At 53.8% G+C, this 19,110-nt stretch carries 18 protein-coding genes, 1 other RNA gene and 1 riboswitch; of the genes, 2 read left to right on the forward strand and 17 right to left on the reverse strand.

Going from position 1 to position 19,110, the window contains the following annotated elements; translation table 11 throughout:
* Nucleotides 1-102 precede the first annotated feature (102 nt).
* From IUJ45_RS05735 to IUJ45_RS05755, 5 genes are all read right to left on the reverse strand, one after another.
* Nucleotides 103-1,887 carry a DNA recombination protein RmuC gene (locus tag IUJ45_RS05735; RefSeq protein WP_002237387.1) on the reverse strand — a complete coding sequence of 595 codons (1,785 nt, stop codon included), beginning with the start codon at nucleotides 1,885-1,887 and terminating at the stop codon, nucleotides 103-105.
* A gap of 338 nt (nucleotides 1,888-2,225) precedes the next feature.
* Nucleotides 2,226-3,014 (reverse strand): cytochrome c1, encoded by a 789-nt coding sequence (locus IUJ45_RS05740; protein WP_002218184.1) that lies wholly within the window; start codon nucleotides 3,012-3,014, stop codon nucleotides 2,226-2,228.
* 14 nt (nucleotides 3,015-3,028) lie between these two features.
* Complete coding sequence (locus IUJ45_RS05745) at nucleotides 3,029-4,378, reverse strand: cytochrome b (protein WP_002224163.1); 1,350 nt, start codon at nucleotides 4,376-4,378, stop codon at nucleotides 3,029-3,031.
* 18 nt (nucleotides 4,379-4,396) lie between these two features.
* The gene (petA, locus tag IUJ45_RS05750; protein ID WP_002215005.1) at nucleotides 4,397-4,978 is read right to left on the reverse strand and encodes a ubiquinol-cytochrome c reductase iron-sulfur subunit; all 582 of its coding nucleotides are present in this window, start codon (nucleotides 4,976-4,978) and stop codon (nucleotides 4,397-4,399) included.
* Between the two features lie 122 nt (nucleotides 4,979-5,100).
* Nucleotides 5,101-5,850 (reverse strand): Nif3-like dinuclear metal center hexameric protein, encoded by a 750-nt coding sequence (locus IUJ45_RS05755; protein WP_002215006.1) that lies wholly within the window; start codon nucleotides 5,848-5,850, stop codon nucleotides 5,101-5,103.
* 130 nt (nucleotides 5,851-5,980) lie between these two features.
* On the opposite strand from IUJ45_RS05755, the gene IUJ45_RS05760 reads away from it, so the two are divergent.
* Complete coding sequence (locus IUJ45_RS05760) at nucleotides 5,981-6,910, forward strand: LysR family transcriptional regulator (RefSeq protein ID WP_002237388.1); 930 nt, start codon at nucleotides 5,981-5,983, stop codon at nucleotides 6,908-6,910.
* A gap of 254 nt (nucleotides 6,911-7,164) precedes the next feature.
* Here IUJ45_RS05760 and rpsI read toward each other — a convergent pair whose 3' ends face one another.
* From rpsI to ppc, 7 genes are all read right to left on the reverse strand, one after another.
* Nucleotides 7,165-7,557: a 30S ribosomal protein S9 gene (gene rpsI / locus IUJ45_RS05765; RefSeq protein ID WP_002215008.1), complete on the reverse strand. Its 393-nt coding sequence runs from the start codon at nucleotides 7,555-7,557 to the stop codon at nucleotides 7,165-7,167.
* Between the two features lie 9 nt (nucleotides 7,558-7,566).
* Nucleotides 7,567-7,998, reverse strand: coding sequence for a 50S ribosomal protein L13 (gene rplM, locus IUJ45_RS05770; RefSeq protein ID WP_002215010.1), 432 nt, complete (start codon nucleotides 7,996-7,998; stop codon nucleotides 7,567-7,569).
* 177 nt (nucleotides 7,999-8,175) lie between these two features.
* Nucleotides 8,176-8,355: non-coding RNA, 6S RNA (gene ssrS / locus IUJ45_RS05775), on the reverse strand.
* A gap of 5 nt (nucleotides 8,356-8,360) precedes the next feature.
* Nucleotides 8,361-8,666, reverse strand: a complete 306-nt coding sequence (locus IUJ45_RS05780; protein ID WP_002215011.1) for a cell division protein ZapA — start codon at nucleotides 8,664-8,666, stop codon at nucleotides 8,361-8,363.
* A gap of 10 nt (nucleotides 8,667-8,676) precedes the next feature.
* On the reverse strand, nucleotides 8,677-9,006 hold the full coding sequence (locus IUJ45_RS05785) for a hypothetical protein (protein WP_002233231.1): 330 nt from the start codon (nucleotides 9,004-9,006) through the stop codon (nucleotides 8,677-8,679).
* A gap of 54 nt (nucleotides 9,007-9,060) precedes the next feature.
* Entirely contained in the window at nucleotides 9,061-10,050 is a 990-nt protein-coding gene (locus tag IUJ45_RS05790) for an NAD(P)H-dependent glycerol-3-phosphate dehydrogenase (protein WP_082308647.1), read from the reverse strand.
* Between the two features lie 122 nt (nucleotides 10,051-10,172).
* A complete protein-coding gene (gene ppc / locus IUJ45_RS05795) occupies nucleotides 10,173-12,875 on the reverse strand; it encodes a phosphoenolpyruvate carboxylase (protein ID WP_082308648.1) in 2,703 nt (900 codons plus the stop codon).
* A gap of 42 nt (nucleotides 12,876-12,917) precedes the next feature.
* On the opposite strand from ppc, the gene IUJ45_RS05800 reads away from it, so the two are divergent.
* Nucleotides 12,918-13,811, forward strand: a complete 894-nt coding sequence (locus tag IUJ45_RS05800) for a HesA/MoeB/ThiF family protein (protein WP_033913015.1) — start codon at nucleotides 12,918-12,920, stop codon at nucleotides 13,809-13,811.
* Between the two features lie 395 nt (nucleotides 13,812-14,206).
* On the opposite strand, the gene IUJ45_RS05805 is transcribed toward IUJ45_RS05800, so the two are convergent.
* From IUJ45_RS05805 to tldD, 5 genes are all read right to left on the reverse strand, one after another.
* Nucleotides 14,207-14,431, reverse strand: coding sequence for a SlyX family protein (locus tag IUJ45_RS05805; protein ID WP_002247178.1), 225 nt, complete (start codon nucleotides 14,429-14,431; stop codon nucleotides 14,207-14,209).
* A complete protein-coding gene (locus IUJ45_RS05810; RefSeq protein ID WP_002247186.1) occupies nucleotides 14,432-15,820 on the reverse strand; it encodes a Na+/H+ antiporter family protein in 1,389 nt (462 codons plus the stop codon).
* A gap of 85 nt (nucleotides 15,821-15,905) precedes the next feature.
* Complete coding sequence (prmC, locus tag IUJ45_RS05815) at nucleotides 15,906-16,727, reverse strand: peptide chain release factor N(5)-glutamine methyltransferase (RefSeq protein WP_002246514.1); 822 nt, start codon at nucleotides 16,725-16,727, stop codon at nucleotides 15,906-15,908.
* Nucleotides 16,717-17,178: a hypothetical protein gene (locus IUJ45_RS05820; RefSeq protein ID WP_002234391.1), complete on the reverse strand. Its 462-nt coding sequence runs from the start codon at nucleotides 17,176-17,178 to the stop codon at nucleotides 16,717-16,719. The genes prmC and IUJ45_RS05820 overlap by 11 nt, the downstream gene beginning before the upstream one ends.
* Nucleotides 17,179-17,428: 250 nt before the next feature.
* Nucleotides 17,429-18,913 (reverse strand): metalloprotease TldD, encoded by a 1,485-nt coding sequence (gene tldD / locus IUJ45_RS05825; protein WP_192941094.1) that lies wholly within the window; start codon nucleotides 18,911-18,913, stop codon nucleotides 17,429-17,431.
* 74 nt (nucleotides 18,914-18,987) lie between these two features.
* Nucleotides 18,988-19,091: riboswitch (TPP riboswitch) on the forward strand.
* The last annotated feature ends 19 nt before the right edge of the window (nucleotides 19,092-19,110 follow it).

Consider the following 19,110-nt stretch of genomic DNA (forward strand, 5'->3'; position numbering starts at 1 on the left):
GGCTTTGGTAAGTACTTCAAACCAACCCCGAATCAGAACCGGTACAGTTACGCCGCGCTTTCGGCATTCCCGCCCCTGCTGAAACAAGCTTTTCCGCACAAGTCAGACTGCTTCATCTTCTGCCACATATTCCAAAGATTCCGACAACGCCGTTGTTTCATTGGCACGTTCGGTCAAATCGCGTGCAAGCTGCTTGTTTGCCTTCACGCCCAACAGACGCAGTTTCTCGGCGCGGCCGACCAGATTCCCGCGCCCCTCGGCAAGTTGCTTAAATGCCGTCTGAAAGCTGTTTTGCGCCTGATCGATGCCTTTGCCGACGCTTTCGAGCGTCTGTACAAAGCCGACAAATTTGTCGTACAGCTTGCCGCCTTCGTCCGCAATCGCCAGCGCGTTTTGGTTTTGCTGCTCGTTGCGCCAAATATTCGCCACCGTCCGCAAAGTCGCCAGCAGCGTACTGGGGCCGACCAGCATAATCCGTTTGTCGAAACACTCTTGGAACAAGCCAGCGTCATTCTGCAACGCCAACAGGTAGGCCGGTTCGACAGGGATAAACATAAAGACGAAATCCAATGTGTTCACACCTTCCAAATCGGTGTAATCCTTCAGCGACAAGCCTTTCATATGCGCGCGTATGCTGGCGACATGCGCCGCCAACTCGCGTGCCGCCGTATCCGCATCCGCCGCCTGCGTGTAGCGCACATAAGCTGTCAGCGAGACCTTGGAGTCAATCACAATCTGCTTGTTGTCGGGCAGGTTGACCAAAACGTCGGGCTGGAGGCGGCGCGTGCCGCCGTCTTCCTCTTTTCGGACGGATGCTGCCTGAACCACATATTCCCGCCCTTTCTGAAGGCCGGAATTTTCCAAAACCGTTTCCAGAATCATCTCGCCCCAATTGCCCTGAACCTTATTCTGCGTACCGGTCAGCGCGTTGGTCAGGGCCTTTGCCTCGCTGTGCAGCTGCGCATTCAATCCTTGAAGCCGTTTCAATTCGTTTTCCAACGTCAGCCGCTCGCGCGATTCTTTATCATAGGTTTGCTTGACCAACTCGCCGAAACCTTGGATGCGTTCGTTTAGCGGGTTCAAAACCTGATGGAGCTGCTCCCGGTTCTGCTCGGTAAAACGGCGGCTTTTTTCTTCCAAAATCGTGTTGGCAAGATTTTGAAACTGATCGCTCAAACTTTTGCGCGCCTCGCCCAGCAAGGACAGCTTCTCTTCAGAAGCAAGGCGTTCCTGTTCGATTTGCGTTGCCAAACGTTCGTTTTCAACCGCCAAACCCTGTGCCTTTTCCTGCAACTCGGTATGCGACTGCCTCAACCGCTCCGCTTCCGCCTCTTTTTCCTGCAAATGGGCAATCTGTTTTTCGGCTGCGGCAAAACGGTTGCCGACATCGGCAAGGTCGTTTTGCACGTCGCGGACAGTTTGGCGGCTTTCTTCCAAATCGGTTTCGATTCTTTGGCGGATTTGGCGTTCCAAGGCATATTGGTCGGCAAACGCCTTCCGTTCCTGTCCGAGCTGCGTTGCCAAACGTTCGTTTTCAACCGCCAAACCCTGTGCCTTTTCCTGCAACTCGATATACGACTGCTTCAGCCGAACCGATTCCGCCTCTTTTTCCTGCAAATGGGCAATCTGCTTTTCGGCTGCGGAAAAACGGTTGCCCAAAGCATAATTTTCGTCCTGCAAATGTCGGTATTTCCCGTCCAAAACGGCCAATTCCGATGCAATTTCTGCGTGTGCCTGTTCGACAAAATCACATCTTGCCGCCTTTTCCGCCAGTTGCGCGTTCAAATCGGCAAACTCGCCCTGAAACCTGCCCTTCATCAGCAACCATGTAAACAACACGCCCGACACCAACGCCGCCAAAGGCAGCAAAACAGTCATCAGTTCCATCAATCATCCTAATATTCAAACATTTTCACACCGGACAAAACCGCCGCTTATTCCGATTCTACCTGTTTGTTCGACATAGCTCCAAAAAATATAGCGGATTGGCTTTAAACCTGTTCGACATCGCCTTACCATGCTGCTTGCGGTTTCAGACCTTTTCCTAATTCAATATCAATCTGCCACAAACCCTGATTAAGTTCCCGATGTCTGACATTTTTAGAATGATGCCGTCTGAAATGTTGCAGCTATGTTCAGACGGCATACGGATTCAGGCTTTTCAAACGGCAGGCAAAATGAAAAAAGGGCAAACCCTAAAGGATTTGCCCTTTTGTTCCAAACGCTTAGTGTACGTCTTTCCAATATTCTTTTTTCAGGAAATACGCCAAAGGCAGCATAACCGCAAATAGGAAAATCATCACGACATAGCCTATACGTTTGCGTTGCAGTTGTGCAGGTTCGCCCATGTACACAAGGTAATTGACCAAATCGCGTACATATGCGTCGTACTCTTTTTGGATCACTTTGCCGTTAGGCAGACGGCGGCTGTGCAAACCGGTAGATTCCCAATACAGCTTAGGCTTCATCTCGCCGTGTTCGTCTTTTACCATAACCGGCTGACCTTTGGCATCCAACTCAACGGCTTGAACGCCTTGCTGTTCCCACAACGGGTGGGGCATACCGACTTTATCGAATACAGTATTGTTCCAGCCGCTCGGACGGGTCGGATCTTTATAGAAGCCGCGCATATAAGCGTAAAGGTAGTCTGCACCTTTGGAACGCGCAATCAATGTCAAATCGGGCGGAGCAGCACCAAACCATTTTGCCGCATCTTTCGGGTTCATCGCCGAATGCATGACATCGCCGACATTATCGGTGGTAAACATCAGGTTTTTCTTGATTTCTTCGTCAGTCAAACCGATGTCTTTCAAACGGTTGAAACGCATACCGCTTGCCGAGTGGCAGGACAGGCAATAGTTGGTAAAGATTTGTGCGCCGCGCTGCAGGCTGACTTGGTCGCGCAAATCGATATCGACTTTCTCATAGTGTGCATGACCGCCCGAAGCAAATGCCGCACCCATGGGTACTGCCAACAGCAAGGCAGCAAACCAATTTTTCATAGCTTGTTTCATTTTGACTGCCCTCATCAGATGTTGGTTGCAAACAGGTAAGCACCCACGGCGGTAATGCCGACGTAAACAAAGAACATGATTTTTTGTTTGGCGGTGCTCATGGTTACGCGTTCGGGAACCGGTTTGTTTTTATCCAGCTTGGTATAGAACGGCATACCCAGGAAGAATGCGAAATAGACGAAGGACAGGATGCGCGCGACCAAAGTACGCGTATCGGTTGCCACCATCGCGCCCAAAATACCCAAACCGATAAAGGAAATGATGAACAAGACCAATGCGGTTTTGAAAATCGGGCCGCGGTAACGGACGGATTTCACCTCGCCCCTATCCAGCCAAGGCAGCAGGGCAATCAACACGACCGCCGCGCCCATACCGATTACACCCCAAACCTGCGTTCCCAAGAACGAGGGAATCGCACGCAAAATGGCGTAGAACGGTGTGAAATACCATACCGGCGCAATGTGCGGAGGTGTTTTCAGCGCATTTGCCGCATCGAAGTTCGGCGCTTCGAGGAAGTAGCCGCCGCCTTCCGGTGCGAAGAACAATACGGCACAGAAGACAATCAGGAATACAACCACACCCAAGACGTCTTTAACGGTATAGTAAGGATGGAATGGGATACCGTCGCGCGGGATACCGTTTTCGTCTTTGTTTTTCTTGATTTCAACGCCGTCAGGGTTGTTAGAACCCACTTCGTGCAGGGCGATGATGTGCGCCACAACCAAGCCGAGCAATACCAGAGGTACCGCGATAACGTGCAGGGCAAAGAAGCGGTTCAGGGTAACGTCGGAAACGTTGAAGTCGCCGCGAATCCAAGTGGACAAATCCGGACCGATAACAGGGATGGCGGAGAACAGGTTAATAATTACCTGCGCACCCCAAAAGGACATCTGACCCCAAGGCAGCAGGTAGCCCATAAAGGCTTCCGCCATCAATGCCAAGAAAATCAGAGAACCGAAAATCCACACCAACTCACGGGGTTTTTTGTACGAACCGTAAATCAAACCACGGAACATGTGCAGATAAACAACAATGAAGAAGAAAGATGCGCCGGTGGAATGCATGTAGCGGATAATCCAACCGCCGGACACGTCGCGCATGATGTACTCGACTGCAGTAAAGGCAGCAGGCAGATGGTAGGCGTTCAGGTTGCCGTCGGGTTTGTAGTTCATGGTCAGGAAAATGCCGCTGACGATTTGAATCACGAGGACAAGCAGGGCCAAAGAGCCGAAGTAGTACCAAAAATTAAAGTTTTTCGGTGCGTAGTATTGAGCCAAATGCTCATTCCACATTTTAGACAGGGGGAAACGAGCGTCCATCCAGCCTAACAATGCTTTTGCTTTGCTATTGGTTTGGTTTGCCATAATTATCGTTCCTTATTCTTAGTCTTCGCCCACCAAGATAGTTGTGTCGCTCAAGTATTTATATGGCGGGACAACCAGGTTGGTCGGGGCAGGAACACCTTTATATACGCGGCCGGCCAAGTCGAATTTCGAACCGTGGCAGGGGCAGAAGAAGCCGCCTTTCCAGTCTGCACCCAAATCGGCAGGGGCAATGTCGGGACGGAAGGTGGGCGAGCAGCCCAAATGGGTGCAGATACCGATGGCGACAAGGATGTTCGGCTTAATCGAACGGGTCTCGTTTTTAGCATACTCCGGCTGCTGTTCCGCATCGGAATTGGGATCGGTAAGTTCGCCGTTCAGGCCTTTCAGGTCTTTAAGCTGCTGATCTGTACGGTTGAGCACCCAAATCGGTTTGCCTTGCCACTCGGCGGTCAGCAACTGACCCGCTTCGATTTTACTGACATCCACCTCGACGGCAGCACCGGCGGCCTTGGCTTTTTCCGAAGGGAAAAAACTGGCCACAAACGGCGTTGCCACACCCAATGCTGCCACTCCGCCCGCGCCGCAGGTCGCGAGTGTCAGGAAACGGCGGCGGCCGTTGTTGATTTCTTGATTATCCATTATTCAGTCGTCCTAATATTTTGGGAATACCGAGCCATTAAACGTTGCAATTTTACCCAGTTTGCAGTGATACTCAAAGCATTATTTAAAATAAGGTAAAGTTTTATGATATTTCTCAAGACTCAAGCCGGATTGTTTTCGTCAAAATGGCACACTTCCAACCCGAAAACCTCTGCCGCCGATTCTGCCAGCGCGCGTACGCCGTAACGTTCCGTCGCGTGATGCCCTGCCGAAATGAAAGCCGTACCCGTTTCATTGGCAAGGTGGTATTGAGCTTCAGAGATTTCCCCCGTCAAATACAGATCGACACCTTCGTCTATTGCCGTCTGAAAAAACCCCTGCGCCCCGCCGCTACACCATGCAACCCGTCGGATTTCGCGTTCGGGTTTGCCGATGACGACAGGCTTACGTTGCAAAACTGTTTCAATATGCGCCGCCAATGCGCCGAGTGTCTTGGCTTGTTTCAGGCTGCCCGAGTTGAGCAGGTTTTGTTCGCCGAACCGTTTTTCTGTCGCAAAACCCAATCTGTCGGCGAGTTGGGCATTGTTGCCCAGTGTGGGATGTGCATCCAGGGGCAGATGGTAGCCTGCCATATTGATGTCGTGCCGTAACAGTGCGGCAATCCGTTCTTTTTTCCAACCAGTAACGGTCGGCAACTCGTTTTTCCAGAACATACCGTGATGTACCAAAAGCAAATCTGCCTTCTGCTCCACAGCAAAATCAATCGCTGCCCTGCTTGCCGTTACCGACGTAACGATTTTCCCGATATATTCCCTCCCTTCAACCTGCAAACCGTTAGGGGCGTAATCTTTAAACAACGCTGTCTGCAATGTTTCATTACACCAAGTCAGAAAATCCCTGCGCAATACCATCTTTTTTCCTAATCGCTTTAAACAAGCGGGCATTCTAATCGCAAAATGTCCGGAATTCACATTTTTCCGATTTGCACCCGCATATGAATTATTTTAATATGCGCCGGTTCAATATGCCGTCTGAAGCCCCATGGATTCCATTATCGAATTGCGCCACCTCAAAACCCTGCTGGCACTTGAAGAAACCGGCAGCGTCTCCCTTGCCGCCAAACGGGTTTTCCTTACCCAATCCGCCCTTTCCCACCAGATCCGTATGCTCGAAAACCACTACGGCACGCCGCTGTTCGAACGCAAATCCACGCCCTTGCGCTTTACCCCGGTGGGCGAAAGGCTGCTGCGCCTCGCCCACGAACTGATACCTCAAGTTGCTGTTGCAGAACGAGATTTGGCGCGAATCACAGAAGGGGAGGCGGGAGAGCTGCGGATTGCCGTCGAATGCCATACCTGTTTCGACTGGCTGATGCCCGCCATGGGCGAATTCCGCCCGATGTGGCCCCAAGTCGAATTGGATATCGTATCGGGATTCCAAGCGGATCCCGTCGGACTGCTGCTGCAACACCGTGCCGACCTTGCCATTGTTTCCGAAGCGGAAAAACAAAACGGTATTTCTTTCCAACCGCTGTTTGCCTACGAAATGGTCGGCATTTGCGCACCAGACCATCCGCTTGCCGCCAAAAACGTTTGGACGGCGGAAGACTTTATCGGGGAAACCCTGATTACTTATCCCGTTCCCGACGAGATGCTGGATTTGCCCAAAAAAATCCTGATTCCGAAAAACATCAACCCGCCGCGCCGACACAGCGAACTGACCATCGCCATTATCCAACTGGTTGCCAGCAGACGTGGCATTGCCGCCCTTCCCTATTGGACAGTCATGCCCTACCTTGAAAAAGGCTATGTCGTTCACCGGCAGATTACCGACGACGGACTGCAAAGCAAACTGTATGCTGCCATCCGCACTGAAGATACGGACAAGAGCTATCTGAACAACTTTTGCCAAATCATACGTGAACGCGGTTTTGCAGATTTGCCCGGACTGAGCGAACTGGAATCGGTCTGACCCCTTATTCAACCATACCCGGCAGTTTTTCTATTTTTTCATGTATAGTGGATTAACAAAAACCAGTACAGCGTTGCCTCGCCTTGCCATACTATTTGTACTGTCTGCGGCTTCGTCGCCTTGTCCTGATTTTTGTTAATCCACTATACTGTTTTTGATTTTTGCCCAATCTGTAATCTTTAGATTGCCAATGGGGAACCGTCTACTACAAATAAAAAACCCTGCGATAAGCAGGGTTTTTTGAATTTCCAACATTAACGTTTGGAGAATTGTTTTGCACGGCGTGCTTTGCGCAGACCCGGTTTTTTACGTTCGACTTCGCGGGCATCGCGGGTAACAAAACCAGCTTGAGACAAGGCGGGTTTCAACGCGGCATCGAAGTCGATCAGGGCACGGGTAATGCCGTGGCGGATTGCGCCGGACTGGCCGGTTTCGCCGCCGCCAACAACATTGACTTTGATGTCGAAAGATTCGGCGTTTTCAGTCAGAACCAAGGGTTGGCGAACAACCATTCGGCTGGTTTCCCGTGCGAAGAATTCGTCAACGGGACGACCGTTTACGATGATTTGACCTGTACCTTTAATCAGGAATACACGAGCCACTGAACTTTTGCGGCGGCCTGTGCCGTAGTAGTATTTACCGTTCATGTCGCGTCCTTATTTCAGTTCCAAAACTTTGGGTTGTTGCGCAGCATGGGCGTGTTCCGCACCCGCATACACTTTCAGTTTTTTAATCATGGCGTAACCCAGAGGACCTTTGGGCAGCATACCTTTTACAGCTTGTTCCAAAGCGCGGCCCGGGAATTGCTCTTGCATTTCGCGGAAGGTGCGTTCGTAGATACCGCCTGGGAAACCGGAATGGCGGAAGTATTTTTTATCTTCGAATTTGGCACCGGTTACACGCAGTTTGTCCGCATTGATAACAATGATGTAATCGCCGGTATCGACGTGGGGGGTGTATTCAGGTTTGTGTTTGCCACGCAGACGGCTGGCGACTTCGGCCGCAACGCGACCCAAGACTTTGTCTTGGGCATCGATGACGAACCATTCGCGCTTCACCTCGTGGGGTTTCGCTGAAAAGGTTTTCATAGTGGAAATCCAGATAGATATAGAAAGTTGTAAATTTTAAAGACAGGATTCGATTTTGTCAATCGCATTACCGCGTTACGGAAGGATTTTCCGGATTTCGGCAGACTGCATACTGCTTTTTCGGGCGGGGCGGCGGCCAATGTGAAAAACCGCATCGTTGCGATGCGGTTTTGAATGGGAATCCCCGCGAGAGCCGTTTCGGCCGAATCCGCTTGAACCTTGCTGACAAGGCGGCTGCCTCGGGTAGTTTCGGGTGCGTCCGCAAAAGGACGCTCGCGCCCACTACTGCTCCCGGCAACCTTAAGCGAACTTATTGGTTCAAAGGAATATATGCCTTCGCGGACACCGCAGGGAAAAAGGGGTTATTCCTGCGCCAAGCGGGATAGTGCTTTTTGGCAGGCGTTGTCCATATCGGCTATTTTACGCGCAAAATCGCCGATTGCCAAATCGCCGCCGTTCAGGGAGGTTTTCAACAGGTCGTGGACGACGTTGAGCGCGGCCATAATGACGATTTTTTCGCTGTCCGCGACGCGTCCGCCTTCGCGGATGGCTTCGGCTTTGCCGTTGAGCATTCCGACTGCCTGCAACAGTGTGTCTTTTTCTTCTGCCGGCGTGTTGACGGTCAGCCGGGCGTGCATGACTTCGATGTGGACTTGTTCGATGTTCATCCTTTAATCCTTATTGCTGCGTTTCCTGCCGTTGGGGGAGGCGCGCTGCCAGTGCGCTGATTTTTTCCCTGCTCTGTTCGAGCAGGCTGCGGTATCGTGTATTTTCTTCTGTCAGGCTGTCAATTTTGTTTTGCAGGTCTTCTTTGAGTTTGCCGACTTGGACGAGCAGGGCTTCGCTAAGTTCGTCGACGGCGGTTTCGTGTTCGAGTTTTTGCCGCTCGTGCGCCCGTTTGAGTTCGGCGACGGTTTCTTTGAGGCGGCGGTTTTCGCTGACGAGGGTTTCGAATTTTTGTACCAGCGTATAAACGCTGCTTTCGAGTTTTTCGATATTTTGTTTCATAACCTTACCTGTCCGTATGCCGTCTGAAGGCTTCAGACGGCATCTGTCTGTTGTTTATTCAAAACGCGCGCTACGTTCCATCAGCCTTTCGACGACCTGCTGAGGGGTCATTTCCTTACGGATGAGTTGCAGCAGGGTTTGGGTAATCGGCATATCGATTTGGTACTTACAGGCAGTATTGAAGACTTCTTCTATCGTGCTGACCCCTTCGGAAACGTGTCCGATTTCGACCAGCACCTGATGCAGTTCCTTGCCTTCTGCCAAACCCAAGCCGACGCGGCGGTTGCGTGAGAGTGCGCCAGTGCAGGTCAAGATGAGGTCGCCGATGCCTGCCAGCCCCATCATGGTTTTGGGCTGTGCGCCCATTGCGGAGGCAAGGCGGGTGATTTCAGCTAATCCGCGCGTAACCAGTGCGGCACGGGCGTTAAGCCCGTACTCTAGACCGTCGGACAATCCGGTGGCAATCGCCATAACATTTTTTACCGCGCCGCCAACCGCCACGCCGATGACATCCGTGCTGCCGTAAAGCCGCATGACCGAAGTGTTGAGTTGTGGGACAAGTTCCTCGACCCATTCTTGGTTTTCGGAAGCGAGGACGATGGCACAGGGCAGTTGTTTGGCGAGTTCCTGTGCAAAACTCGGGCCGGAGAGTACGCCGATTTTTTTATTGTCGGGCAATACTTCTTTCAATACTTGAAAGGTCAGCAGCCCTGTATCCTGCTCGAATCCTTTGCAGGCGGCGAGGACGGGGAGGTGTCCCGCGCCGTACTGTTTGAGCAGCTCTGCGCTGCTTCTCAATCCGGCAACGGAGGTTACGATAAGGACAAGTCCGCTGTCTTTGAGCGCGTCTGCCAAATCCGCACACACTTCCAAGGTTTCGGGAAAGGAAAAGCCGGGCAGTCCGCGTTTGTTTTCACGCGCTTCCTGCATTTGGCGGACTTGGTCTGCGTTGCGCGTCCACAGGGATACGCGGTTGCCGTGTTGGGAAAAGTGCAGGGCGAGCGCCGTACCCCACGAACCTGCGCCGATAACGGTAATTTTCATTGGTCGTCTTTCAACATATCACTGCCGTTCACTTTAAAACAATCGGTGTTTCTCTGCAAGTGCGGTCAGGGAAATGCCGTCTGAAAGGCGTTCAGACGGCATTTTGCCCCGATGCAGCACTATCAGCCGGTATTGCGCAAACCTTGCGCCACGCCGTTGATGGTCAGGTGAACCATCAGAAGGGCGTGCGGATTGTCGGGCTCTTTGCGCAGGCGTTTGAGCATGGCGACTTGCAAACCGTTGAGCGCGTTCAGATATGGAATCCTCAAGGCAAGCGAACGGGCGAGGCTGCGGTTGTCGCGCAAAAGTTCTTCGGTTTGCAGCAGGTCGAGCAGGGCTTTGCGGCTGCGCCGGTATTCTTCCTTGATCATCCCGAAGATGACTTTTGCTTTATCGGGCGATTCGCTCAAGCCGGCATAGTTTTCCGCCAAGGTGATGTCAGTTTTCGCCATCACTTGCTCCATATTGGAGAGCATGGCTTGGAAGAACGGGTTGCTTTGGGCGTGTTCGCGCAGCGCGGCCAGTGTGTCGGGATTGCCTTCGCACAATGTTTCCACTGCGCTGCCGAAACCGTACCAAGCCGGCAGCATGAGGCGGTTTTGCATCCAGGAAAATACCCACGGAATCGCGCGCAAGTCTTGAATCCGTGCTAAGGTCTTGCGGCTGGCAGGACGGCTGCCGAGGTTGAGGGTAGCGATTTCCTGAATCGGGCTGGTTTGCAGGAAATAGTCGATGAAGTCGGGGTGGGTAATCAGTTCGCGGTAGTATTTGAACGATACGTCCGATAAATCCTGCATCAGTTTGGCATCAGGGTCTTTTTTATCCGGCAGGATGCTGGCTTCCAAAGTCGCGGCAACCAAGGTTTCCAAGTTGCGTTGGGCGTTGCCCGGGTCGGCGTATTTGGCGGTAATGACTTCGCCTTGTTCGGTGATGCGGATTTGTCCCGCCACGCTGCCCGCCGGTTGGGCGAGAATGGCTTGGTAAGACGGGCCGCCGCCGCGTCCGACGCTGCCGCCGCGACCGTGGAACAGGCGCATGCGGACATCGTATTTTTTGAAGAGTTCGACCAAGCCCAATTCCGCCTGATAGAGGCACCAAGAGCTGGTAACGTAGCCGCCGTCTTTGTTGGAGTCGGAGTAGCCGAGCATAATTTCTTGGATGTTGCCCCGGCTTTCGAGCAGTGCGCCGTACCAGTCGAGGCGGAACATCGTTTCCATCACCGGGCAGGCGTTTTCAAGCGCTTCGATGGTTTCAAACAGCGGCACGATATTGATGCGGCTTTTTGGTTTGCCGTTTTCCACCGCCAACAGGCCGGTTTCTTTCAGCAGCAATGCCAAGGCGAGCAGGTCGCTGGGTTGTTCGCAGTTGGAAATAATGCTTTGTGTTACGGCATCTTCGCCGAATTCGTCTTTGATTTTGCGTGCTTCGTTGAAAATCGCCAGCTCATGGCGGGTATGGTCGCTGTATGTGATGAACGGACTGTACAGTGGACGTTGATGGCTCAATTCGCGCAACAGGGCGGCTTGTTTTTGCTCTTCGTTGAGGCTGTTGTAGTCTTCCAAGCCTGCGTGTTGGAAAAGCTCGGCAACCACATCGGCGTGTTTGCCTGCGTGTTGGCGCAGGTCGAGCGGCATCATGTGGAAGCCGAACACGGATACGGAACGGATGAGGTCTGCCAAACGGCCTTCGGCAAGCAGGCGGCTGCCGTTGTCGATAAGGGAATGTTGCAATTTTTTCAAATCATCGAGAAATTCTTGTGCCGAAGCATAAGGCTCGAGAAAGCCGAATTTGCAGCCCACACCCAAACCGAGCGCGCGCGCTTTGCCCATAGCGCGCGCCATAATGTAGGCAATGGCGCGACGGTAGGGTTCTTCGGCGCGGGCGGTTTCTTCGTCGGGCGATTTGTCGGACAACGCCATCACATCGCCGTTGACTTTGACGCGGCGGATGGAGAGCGGCAGTTCGCGGTAGAGTTTGTCGAGTTCGCCACGGTAAAAACGGAACACGGCATCGGCGTGGCGGCGGAAGGCAAAACGCAAGGTTTCGGCAGAAACGAACGGATTGCCGTCGCGGTCGCCGCCGATCCAGCCGCCGATTTTGAGGATGTCCGGAACGCGGACATCGGGATAGGCCGTCTGAAAGTCGTGTTCCATCTTGCGGTAGAGCTTGGGCAGGGCTTCAAAAAAGCTCATCGGAAAGATGGACACGCCGTTGTTGATTTCGTCGTTGACGCTGAGTTTGTGGCGGCGCGTTTCGCTGGTCTGCCACAAGCCCAGCAGGATAGTGTCGATTTCGCGGCGCAGCCGTGCCAGCGCGTCGGCATTGGTACAGCGTTCGCGTTGCGGCAGCAGCGCGCGGATGCGGCGGTTGAAATTCAAGACGGTCTGGCGTTGCACTTCGGTCGGGTGCGCGGTCAAAACGGCGGTAACGGACGTATTGTCCAACTGCCGCTGCACCGATTTGCCGTCGGCTTTCCCCGCTTTGAGCCTGCGGACGGTTTCCGTCAGGCTGCCTTCCGCGCCGCCGCGTCCGGCTTCTTCGTGGATTTGGCGGCGGCGTTCGTGGTGCACGTCTTCGGCGATGTTCAAAATCTGGGCGAACAGGCCGCAGGCCAAGGTTAAATCGTGGGTTTGTTGTTCGTCCAATTGCGGCAATACTTTTTCAATCAATGCCGCGCTGTCGTCGGAAGTGGACAAGAGTTTGACCGTTTCGACAACCAACGGCGAGGCTTCTTCGTGCAGGAGGTTGAACAGGGATTGTTTCAGAAATTCCGCGTCCGCCGCCAAAGCCGCGTCCTTTGGATTGTTCAGAATATGCAGTTGCATGATTTTTCTCTCATTGCCGTAAATACTGTAAATGTACCTCAAATGCCGCATCCGTGCCAAACCGTTCACACTTTAACCGCCCGTGTCCCGAAATGCCGTCTGAAGTTGAACGCCGCCCGACGGCAGCGTTACAATCGCCCACAACTGTTTTTTCCGAACATCATCATGACCACGACCGAACACGACAACGACGATGCATTCCTGCTGCGGTACAGCCGCCACATCCTCTTGGACGAAATTGGCATCGAAGGGCAGCAGAAACTTTCCGCCGCGCATATTTTGGTCGTCGGCTGCGGCGGTTTGGGTGCCGCCGCCCTGCCCTATCTCGCCGCTTCCGGCATCGGCACGCTGACCATAGCCGATTCCGACACGGTCGAGCTGCACAACCTGCAACGCCAAGTCGCATTTGACGAGGGCGATGTCGGCAAACTCAAAACCGAAGCCTTGGCAGACCGTCTGCGCCATATCAACCATACTGTCGATGTCCGCACCATCAACGAAAAACTTGACGGCTGCCGCCTGACCGGTTTGGTTCAAGCCGCCGACATCGTTTTAGACTGCTGCGACAACTACGCCACGCGGCAGGCGGTCAACCGTGCCTGCGTGCAGGCGAAAACACCGCTGGTTTCAGGGGCGGCGGTACGCTTTGAAGGGCAGCTTGCCGTGTACCGTCCCGACTTGCCCGACTCGCCGTGTTACGCCTGCCTGTTTGACGGCGGATCGGCTTCAGACGGCATCTGTTCCCTCTTCGGCGTATTCTCGCCGCTGGTCGGCATCATCGGCAGTACCCAAGCGGCGGAGGCTCTGAAAATCCTGCTGGATGCGGGCGAACCGTCGCACGGCAGGCTGGCGGTTTACCGTGCCTTGGAAGGGGGCTGGCAATATTTCGACCTGCCGCGCAACCCCGAATGCCCGGTTTGCGGCGCGGAACGGTAAAACCCTGCCGCCGTTTCAGACGGCATCCAAACGGATGCGGAGGAACGGTTTTAAAAATTTAAAAATTTACATTTCTTTGCAAAAAAAAACTTACCTTATAATTGCAGTTGTTTTAGCAATGTCTGTTTCGCAGACTTATTGAGTAAGACGTTTTCCCCGTAATGTGTTTGGCCGTCTGTCCCCTTTGGGTTCGGACGGCTTTTTTTTGGCTGTGTATGAATACCCGGTTGGTTTTATCTGTTTACAGGGGAAAACCGCTTATTTCCGTTCGGGCGGAAAACGGTTCCATCGGATAAAAGGCATTTTGTCCGACTGATTAAAGTTATATCTTAGGTTTACATCGGCGGAATATTCAAACACAGCCTTTTTTAAGGAAATCCGGATACGGCGGCGCATCAATAATGCGGCGGAATCTCGTCGCGCAGGGAATACGGCTCTTGCGCGTCGGGATTCCTGTCCTGCATTTTTTGATACAGCAGCCTCAACTGAGCCTGCTGCAAATCCAGCGTCTGCCGCAATTCCGCCACCATCGCGTTCAGACCGGCGATTACGTCCTCCTGAAGCGCGGATTGGATTTCCAGCTCTGTGATGCGGTGTTCAAACTCTTGAACCGCGTCCATTTACAGCACCATCGCGGCAATCCAGCCGGCAATCAGCAGCGGGATGTTGTAGTGGATGAAGGTCGGGATAACGGAATCGCGGATGTGGTCGTGCTGCCCGTCGGCGTTCAGCCCCATCGTCGGACCCAGCGTGGAATCGGACGCAGGCGAACCGGCATCGCCCAACGCCCCCGCCGTGCCGACGATGGCGACGGTGGCAAGCGGCGAAAAACCCAAACCGACACACAAAGGCACATAAATCGCGGCGATAATCGGCAAAGTGGAAAAGGACGAACCGATGCCCATCGTTACCAAAAGCCCCACCACCAGCATCGCCAACGCCGCCATACCTTTGCTGTTGCCGAATATCGCCATACTGCTTTCCACCAGCGGCTGAATATGCCCGGTCGCATTCATCACGGCGGCAAAACCCTGCGCGGCAATCATAATGAAGCCGACCATCGCCATCATCTTGATGCCTTCGCCGAATACGTCGTTTGCCTTGTCGCGGTTAATGACCCCCAACATCATAAATACGGCGAAACCGAGCATCGCGCCCAACACCAGCGAGTCTTCATACATCAACTGGATGGCAAAGCATACGGCAATGGCGACGGCGGCGGCCAGGCTGCGGTAGGCGGACGGCTGCGGACGGTTTGCCGCATCGGCGTTGCCCGCCGTATCGGCATTGTTGCTTTGGTACAGGCGCGGTTTGCGGTAATGGACAAACGCCAGCAGGAGTCCGGCCAGCATTCCCAACGCGGGAATCGCCATTGCCGCCATCACGTTAATGTTTTTCACATCAAGCTGCGGCGCGGCGGAATGGATGTTGCCCAACAGGATTTCGTTCAAAAAAATCGCGCCGAAGCCGTAAGGCAGGAACATATAAGTCGTAACCAGCCCGAAAGTGATGACGCACGCAATCAGGCGGCGGTCGATTTTCAGGCGGTTGAACACCAAAAGCAGCGGCGGGACAATCATCGGGATAAAGGCGATGTGGATAGGTATGATGTTCTGACTCATCATGCCCATCACAAGGATAATGGAAAGCAGCAGCCATTTGACCACGCCCTCGCCCGAACGCACGCTGTCGGGCATACCGCCCCGGTTCAGCTTGCGGACGACCGCGCCGGCAAGCTGCTGCGGCAGGCCGGAATGGGTAATCGCCATTGCAAACGCGCCGAGCATCGCATAAGAAAGCGCAATCTTCGCACCACCTTCCAAACCTTTGTTGAACACGGGGATAATCCCCGCCTGACTGACCTGTCCCGCCGCATCGGCAATGTTTTGCAGCGGCATACCCGCCACCGCGCCGCCGACAAACGCGCCGATCGTCAGGCTCAATACCACGTGCACGCGCGACAGCGACAGCACCAGCATCACGATTACGGCAACTACGACTGCATTCATTGTTTATCGCTCCAAACCTATAAATGTTTACATATCGAAACACATCATAACCCAATAACGGAAAACCCGCCAATTTTGCAAACAATTATTTCAAATGCTTCATATACTTCCCCAGCGTAACCCTGTCCAAACCCGCCAAATCCGGCAGGGTTTCCACTCCTGAAAAACCATTCTCCGCCAACACGCCGCGCACCGCCGCGCCCTGATCGAAACCGTGTTCCAGCAATAAAAAACCGCCCTCCGCCAAACGGTCGGGCGCGCCTTGCGCCAAGGTGCGGATGCAGCTTAGGCCGTCTGAAAAGTCGGTCAGCGCGATTTGCGGCTCAAACCGCAAATCGCCTTGCGACAAATGTTTATCGCCGTTTTCGATATAGGGCGGGTTGGACACGATGATGTCCCATTTCCCTTCAGACGGCATATCGGTGTCGAACCACGAACCGTATGCAAATTCGACCCGCGCGCCCAAATCTGCCGCATTTTTCCGCGCCGTTTCAAGGGCGGGCGGGCTGATGTCGGATGCGCGTACAAACGCATCGGGGCGTTCGAGCGCGACGGTTACGGCAACCGCTCCGCTGCCCGTCCCCAAATCCCACACGCGCCCGTTTTCCGGCAGGCGCGCCAATACGGCTTCGACCAAATGTTCGGTTTCGGGGCGCGGAATCAGCACGCTCGGGTTGACTGTAAAGCGTCTGCCATAAAATTCGCGCGCACCTAAAATATAGGCAACCGGCTCGCCGTTCAGACGGCGTTGCGCCAGCCTGTCCGCCCGCTGTCGGACTTCGTCCGGCATTTCTTCCCCGCCCCGCGTCAACAACTGCACGCGCGTATATTCCGAAACATATTGCAGCAGCATTCTTGCTTCATTTTTAGGCAGTTTTGACAAGCCCAACCATTTATCAAACGTCATTTTTCGTCCCGTCTGCCGCCGATGCGGCTTTTCTTTCCTTATTCTTTCCAGCAAACGTACCGATGGAGGCAACCGCAAATGCGGCATACCACAAATAAAATCCTGCACCGTAGCGCACAATATCCGATGTATTCCCTGCTTCATCGACGTATACGGCTTTCACACTGAAAGCCACCAACGCCAAGCCCCAAAATGCCGCATGGACAGGCACGACCTTCTTCCGCAACGCCAGCAAAACAATGGCCGCCAACCAAACATAATTCGCATAGACCGCACAATACCTGATATCCAAAGAAGCAAATATCGACCCCAAAATCAAAACGGTCAAACCCTCCATGCTTCCATGATTGCCCAAATAAAATGCAACATTGGATAAAGACGCTATCCACAGGGCAACCGACACCAGCAACATCACTATGGGAAAACTTGATTTCCGATTCTGTTCCTGCATGGTTTTATCCTAATGAGACCTTTGCAATAACATAGGTTACTAAAATTTTATGCTCAATCTCATTTTCAAAATGCAAAACTTTTCTGATTTTTCCTACTTTTTGCTCAATATTAGGAAGGTTTTAGGCAATTGAAAATTTTTTGGCGCATTTTTATGCGTCAAATTTCGTTAACAGACTATTTTTGCAAAGGTCTCCTAATGTAAAAGGCCGCCTGAAAACCTTTCAGACGGCATCGTGCCGGATTCCGCGTCAGATTGCGCTGCCGCCGACGGTCAGCCCGGCATCGATACGCAGGGTCAGCTGCCCCACGCCGACGGGGACGCTCTGCCCTTCTTTGCCGCACACGCCGACACCGCTGTCCAACGCGGTATCGTTGCCTATCATCGAAACGTGTTTCAGCACTTCGGGCCCGTTGCCGATAATGGTCGCGCCTTTGACGGGGTATTGCAGCCTGCCGCCTTCCACCCACCATGCTTCGGACGCGCTGAACACAAATTTGCCGCTGGTAATGTCCACCTGTCCGCCGCCAAAGTTGACGGCGTAAATGCCTTTGTCGATGGACGCGATGATTTCTTCCGGCTCATAGCTGCCATTTTCCATAAAGGTATTGGTCATGCGCGGCATAGGGGCGGAAGCGTAACTTTCGCGGCGGCCGTTGCCGGTGGATTGCGTACCCGTCAGGCGGGCATTGGTTTCGTCCTGCATATAGCCGACTAAAATGCCGTCTTCAATCAATACGGTGCGGCGGGTTTCGTTGCCTTCGTCGTCGATGTTGAGCGAACCGCGCCGGCCGGCAATATCGCCCTGATCGACGACGGTAACGCCTTTGGCGGCGACGCGCTCTCCGATCCGGCCGGAAAAGACGCTGGTCCCCTTGCGGTTGAAATCGCCTTCCAAACCGTGTCCGACCGCTTCGTGCAGCAACACGCCCGGCCAGCCGTTGCCCAAAACGACGGTCATTTCGCCAGCGGGCGCGGGGCGGGATTCGAGGTTGGTGAGTGCCTGTTTGACGGCGGCATCGACAAACTGCCGCACCAAGTTTTCATCGAAATAAGCCAAGTCGTAGCGTCCGCCGCCGCCCGCGCTGCCCTGTTCGCGGCGTTCGCCCTGTTTGGCGATAACGGTAACGTTCAGGCGCACCATCGGGCGGATGTCGGCGGCGTGTTTGCCGTCCAGACGGGCGAGGTAAACCATATCGTATTCGCAGGTCAAACCGGCCATCACTTGCACGATGCGCGGATCGGCGGCTTTGGCGATTGCTTCCACTTTGTTCAACAGCGCGACTTTGGCGGCGGAATCGAGGCCGGCAATGGGGTCGGACGCGGAACAAACCGGCTTGCCGCGCGTTTCAGACGGCATTTTGGCGGACACCTTGCCGCCTGCCGCCCCAATCGCGCGGACGGCGCGGGCGGAACGGTTTATCGAATCGATGCACAGGCTGTCGGCGTAGGCAAAGGCGGTTTTATCGCCCGAAACGGCGCGCACGCCCACGCCCTGATTGATTTGGAAGCTGCCCGATTTGACGATGCCCTCTTCCAAATGCCAGCTTTCATAAGCGGTGCGCTGGCAGTAGATGTCGGCGTAATCGACGTGGTGCGCGCCGATGATGCACAGGCTTTTGGCGAGCAGTTCGGGGGAAAGGCGGTTGGCTTCGAGCAGCCGCGCCTGTACGGCGGAATAGGTCGGATGCATAGTGTCGGCGCATAAAAAATCAGGGGCTTGATTATACGGCATTTGTTATGGAAATGCGCCGTGCCGCCGAAAATGTAAGAATTTTGCCAACGCACGTTGCTTTGTGTAAACTTAAAGCTTTCTTGTCGGAGTGCCGCCGCCGGGCGGCTGAGATTGCGAAAGCAGAATCCGTAGAACCTGTCGGGGTAATGCCTGCGTAGGAAACAAACCGTCAAATGCCTTATCAGGCTTCCGTTCCC

Origin of the sequence: Neisseria meningitidis (assembly GCF_022869645.1) — a bacterium.
GTDB lineage: Bacteria > Pseudomonadota > Gammaproteobacteria > Burkholderiales > Neisseriaceae > Neisseria > Neisseria meningitidis.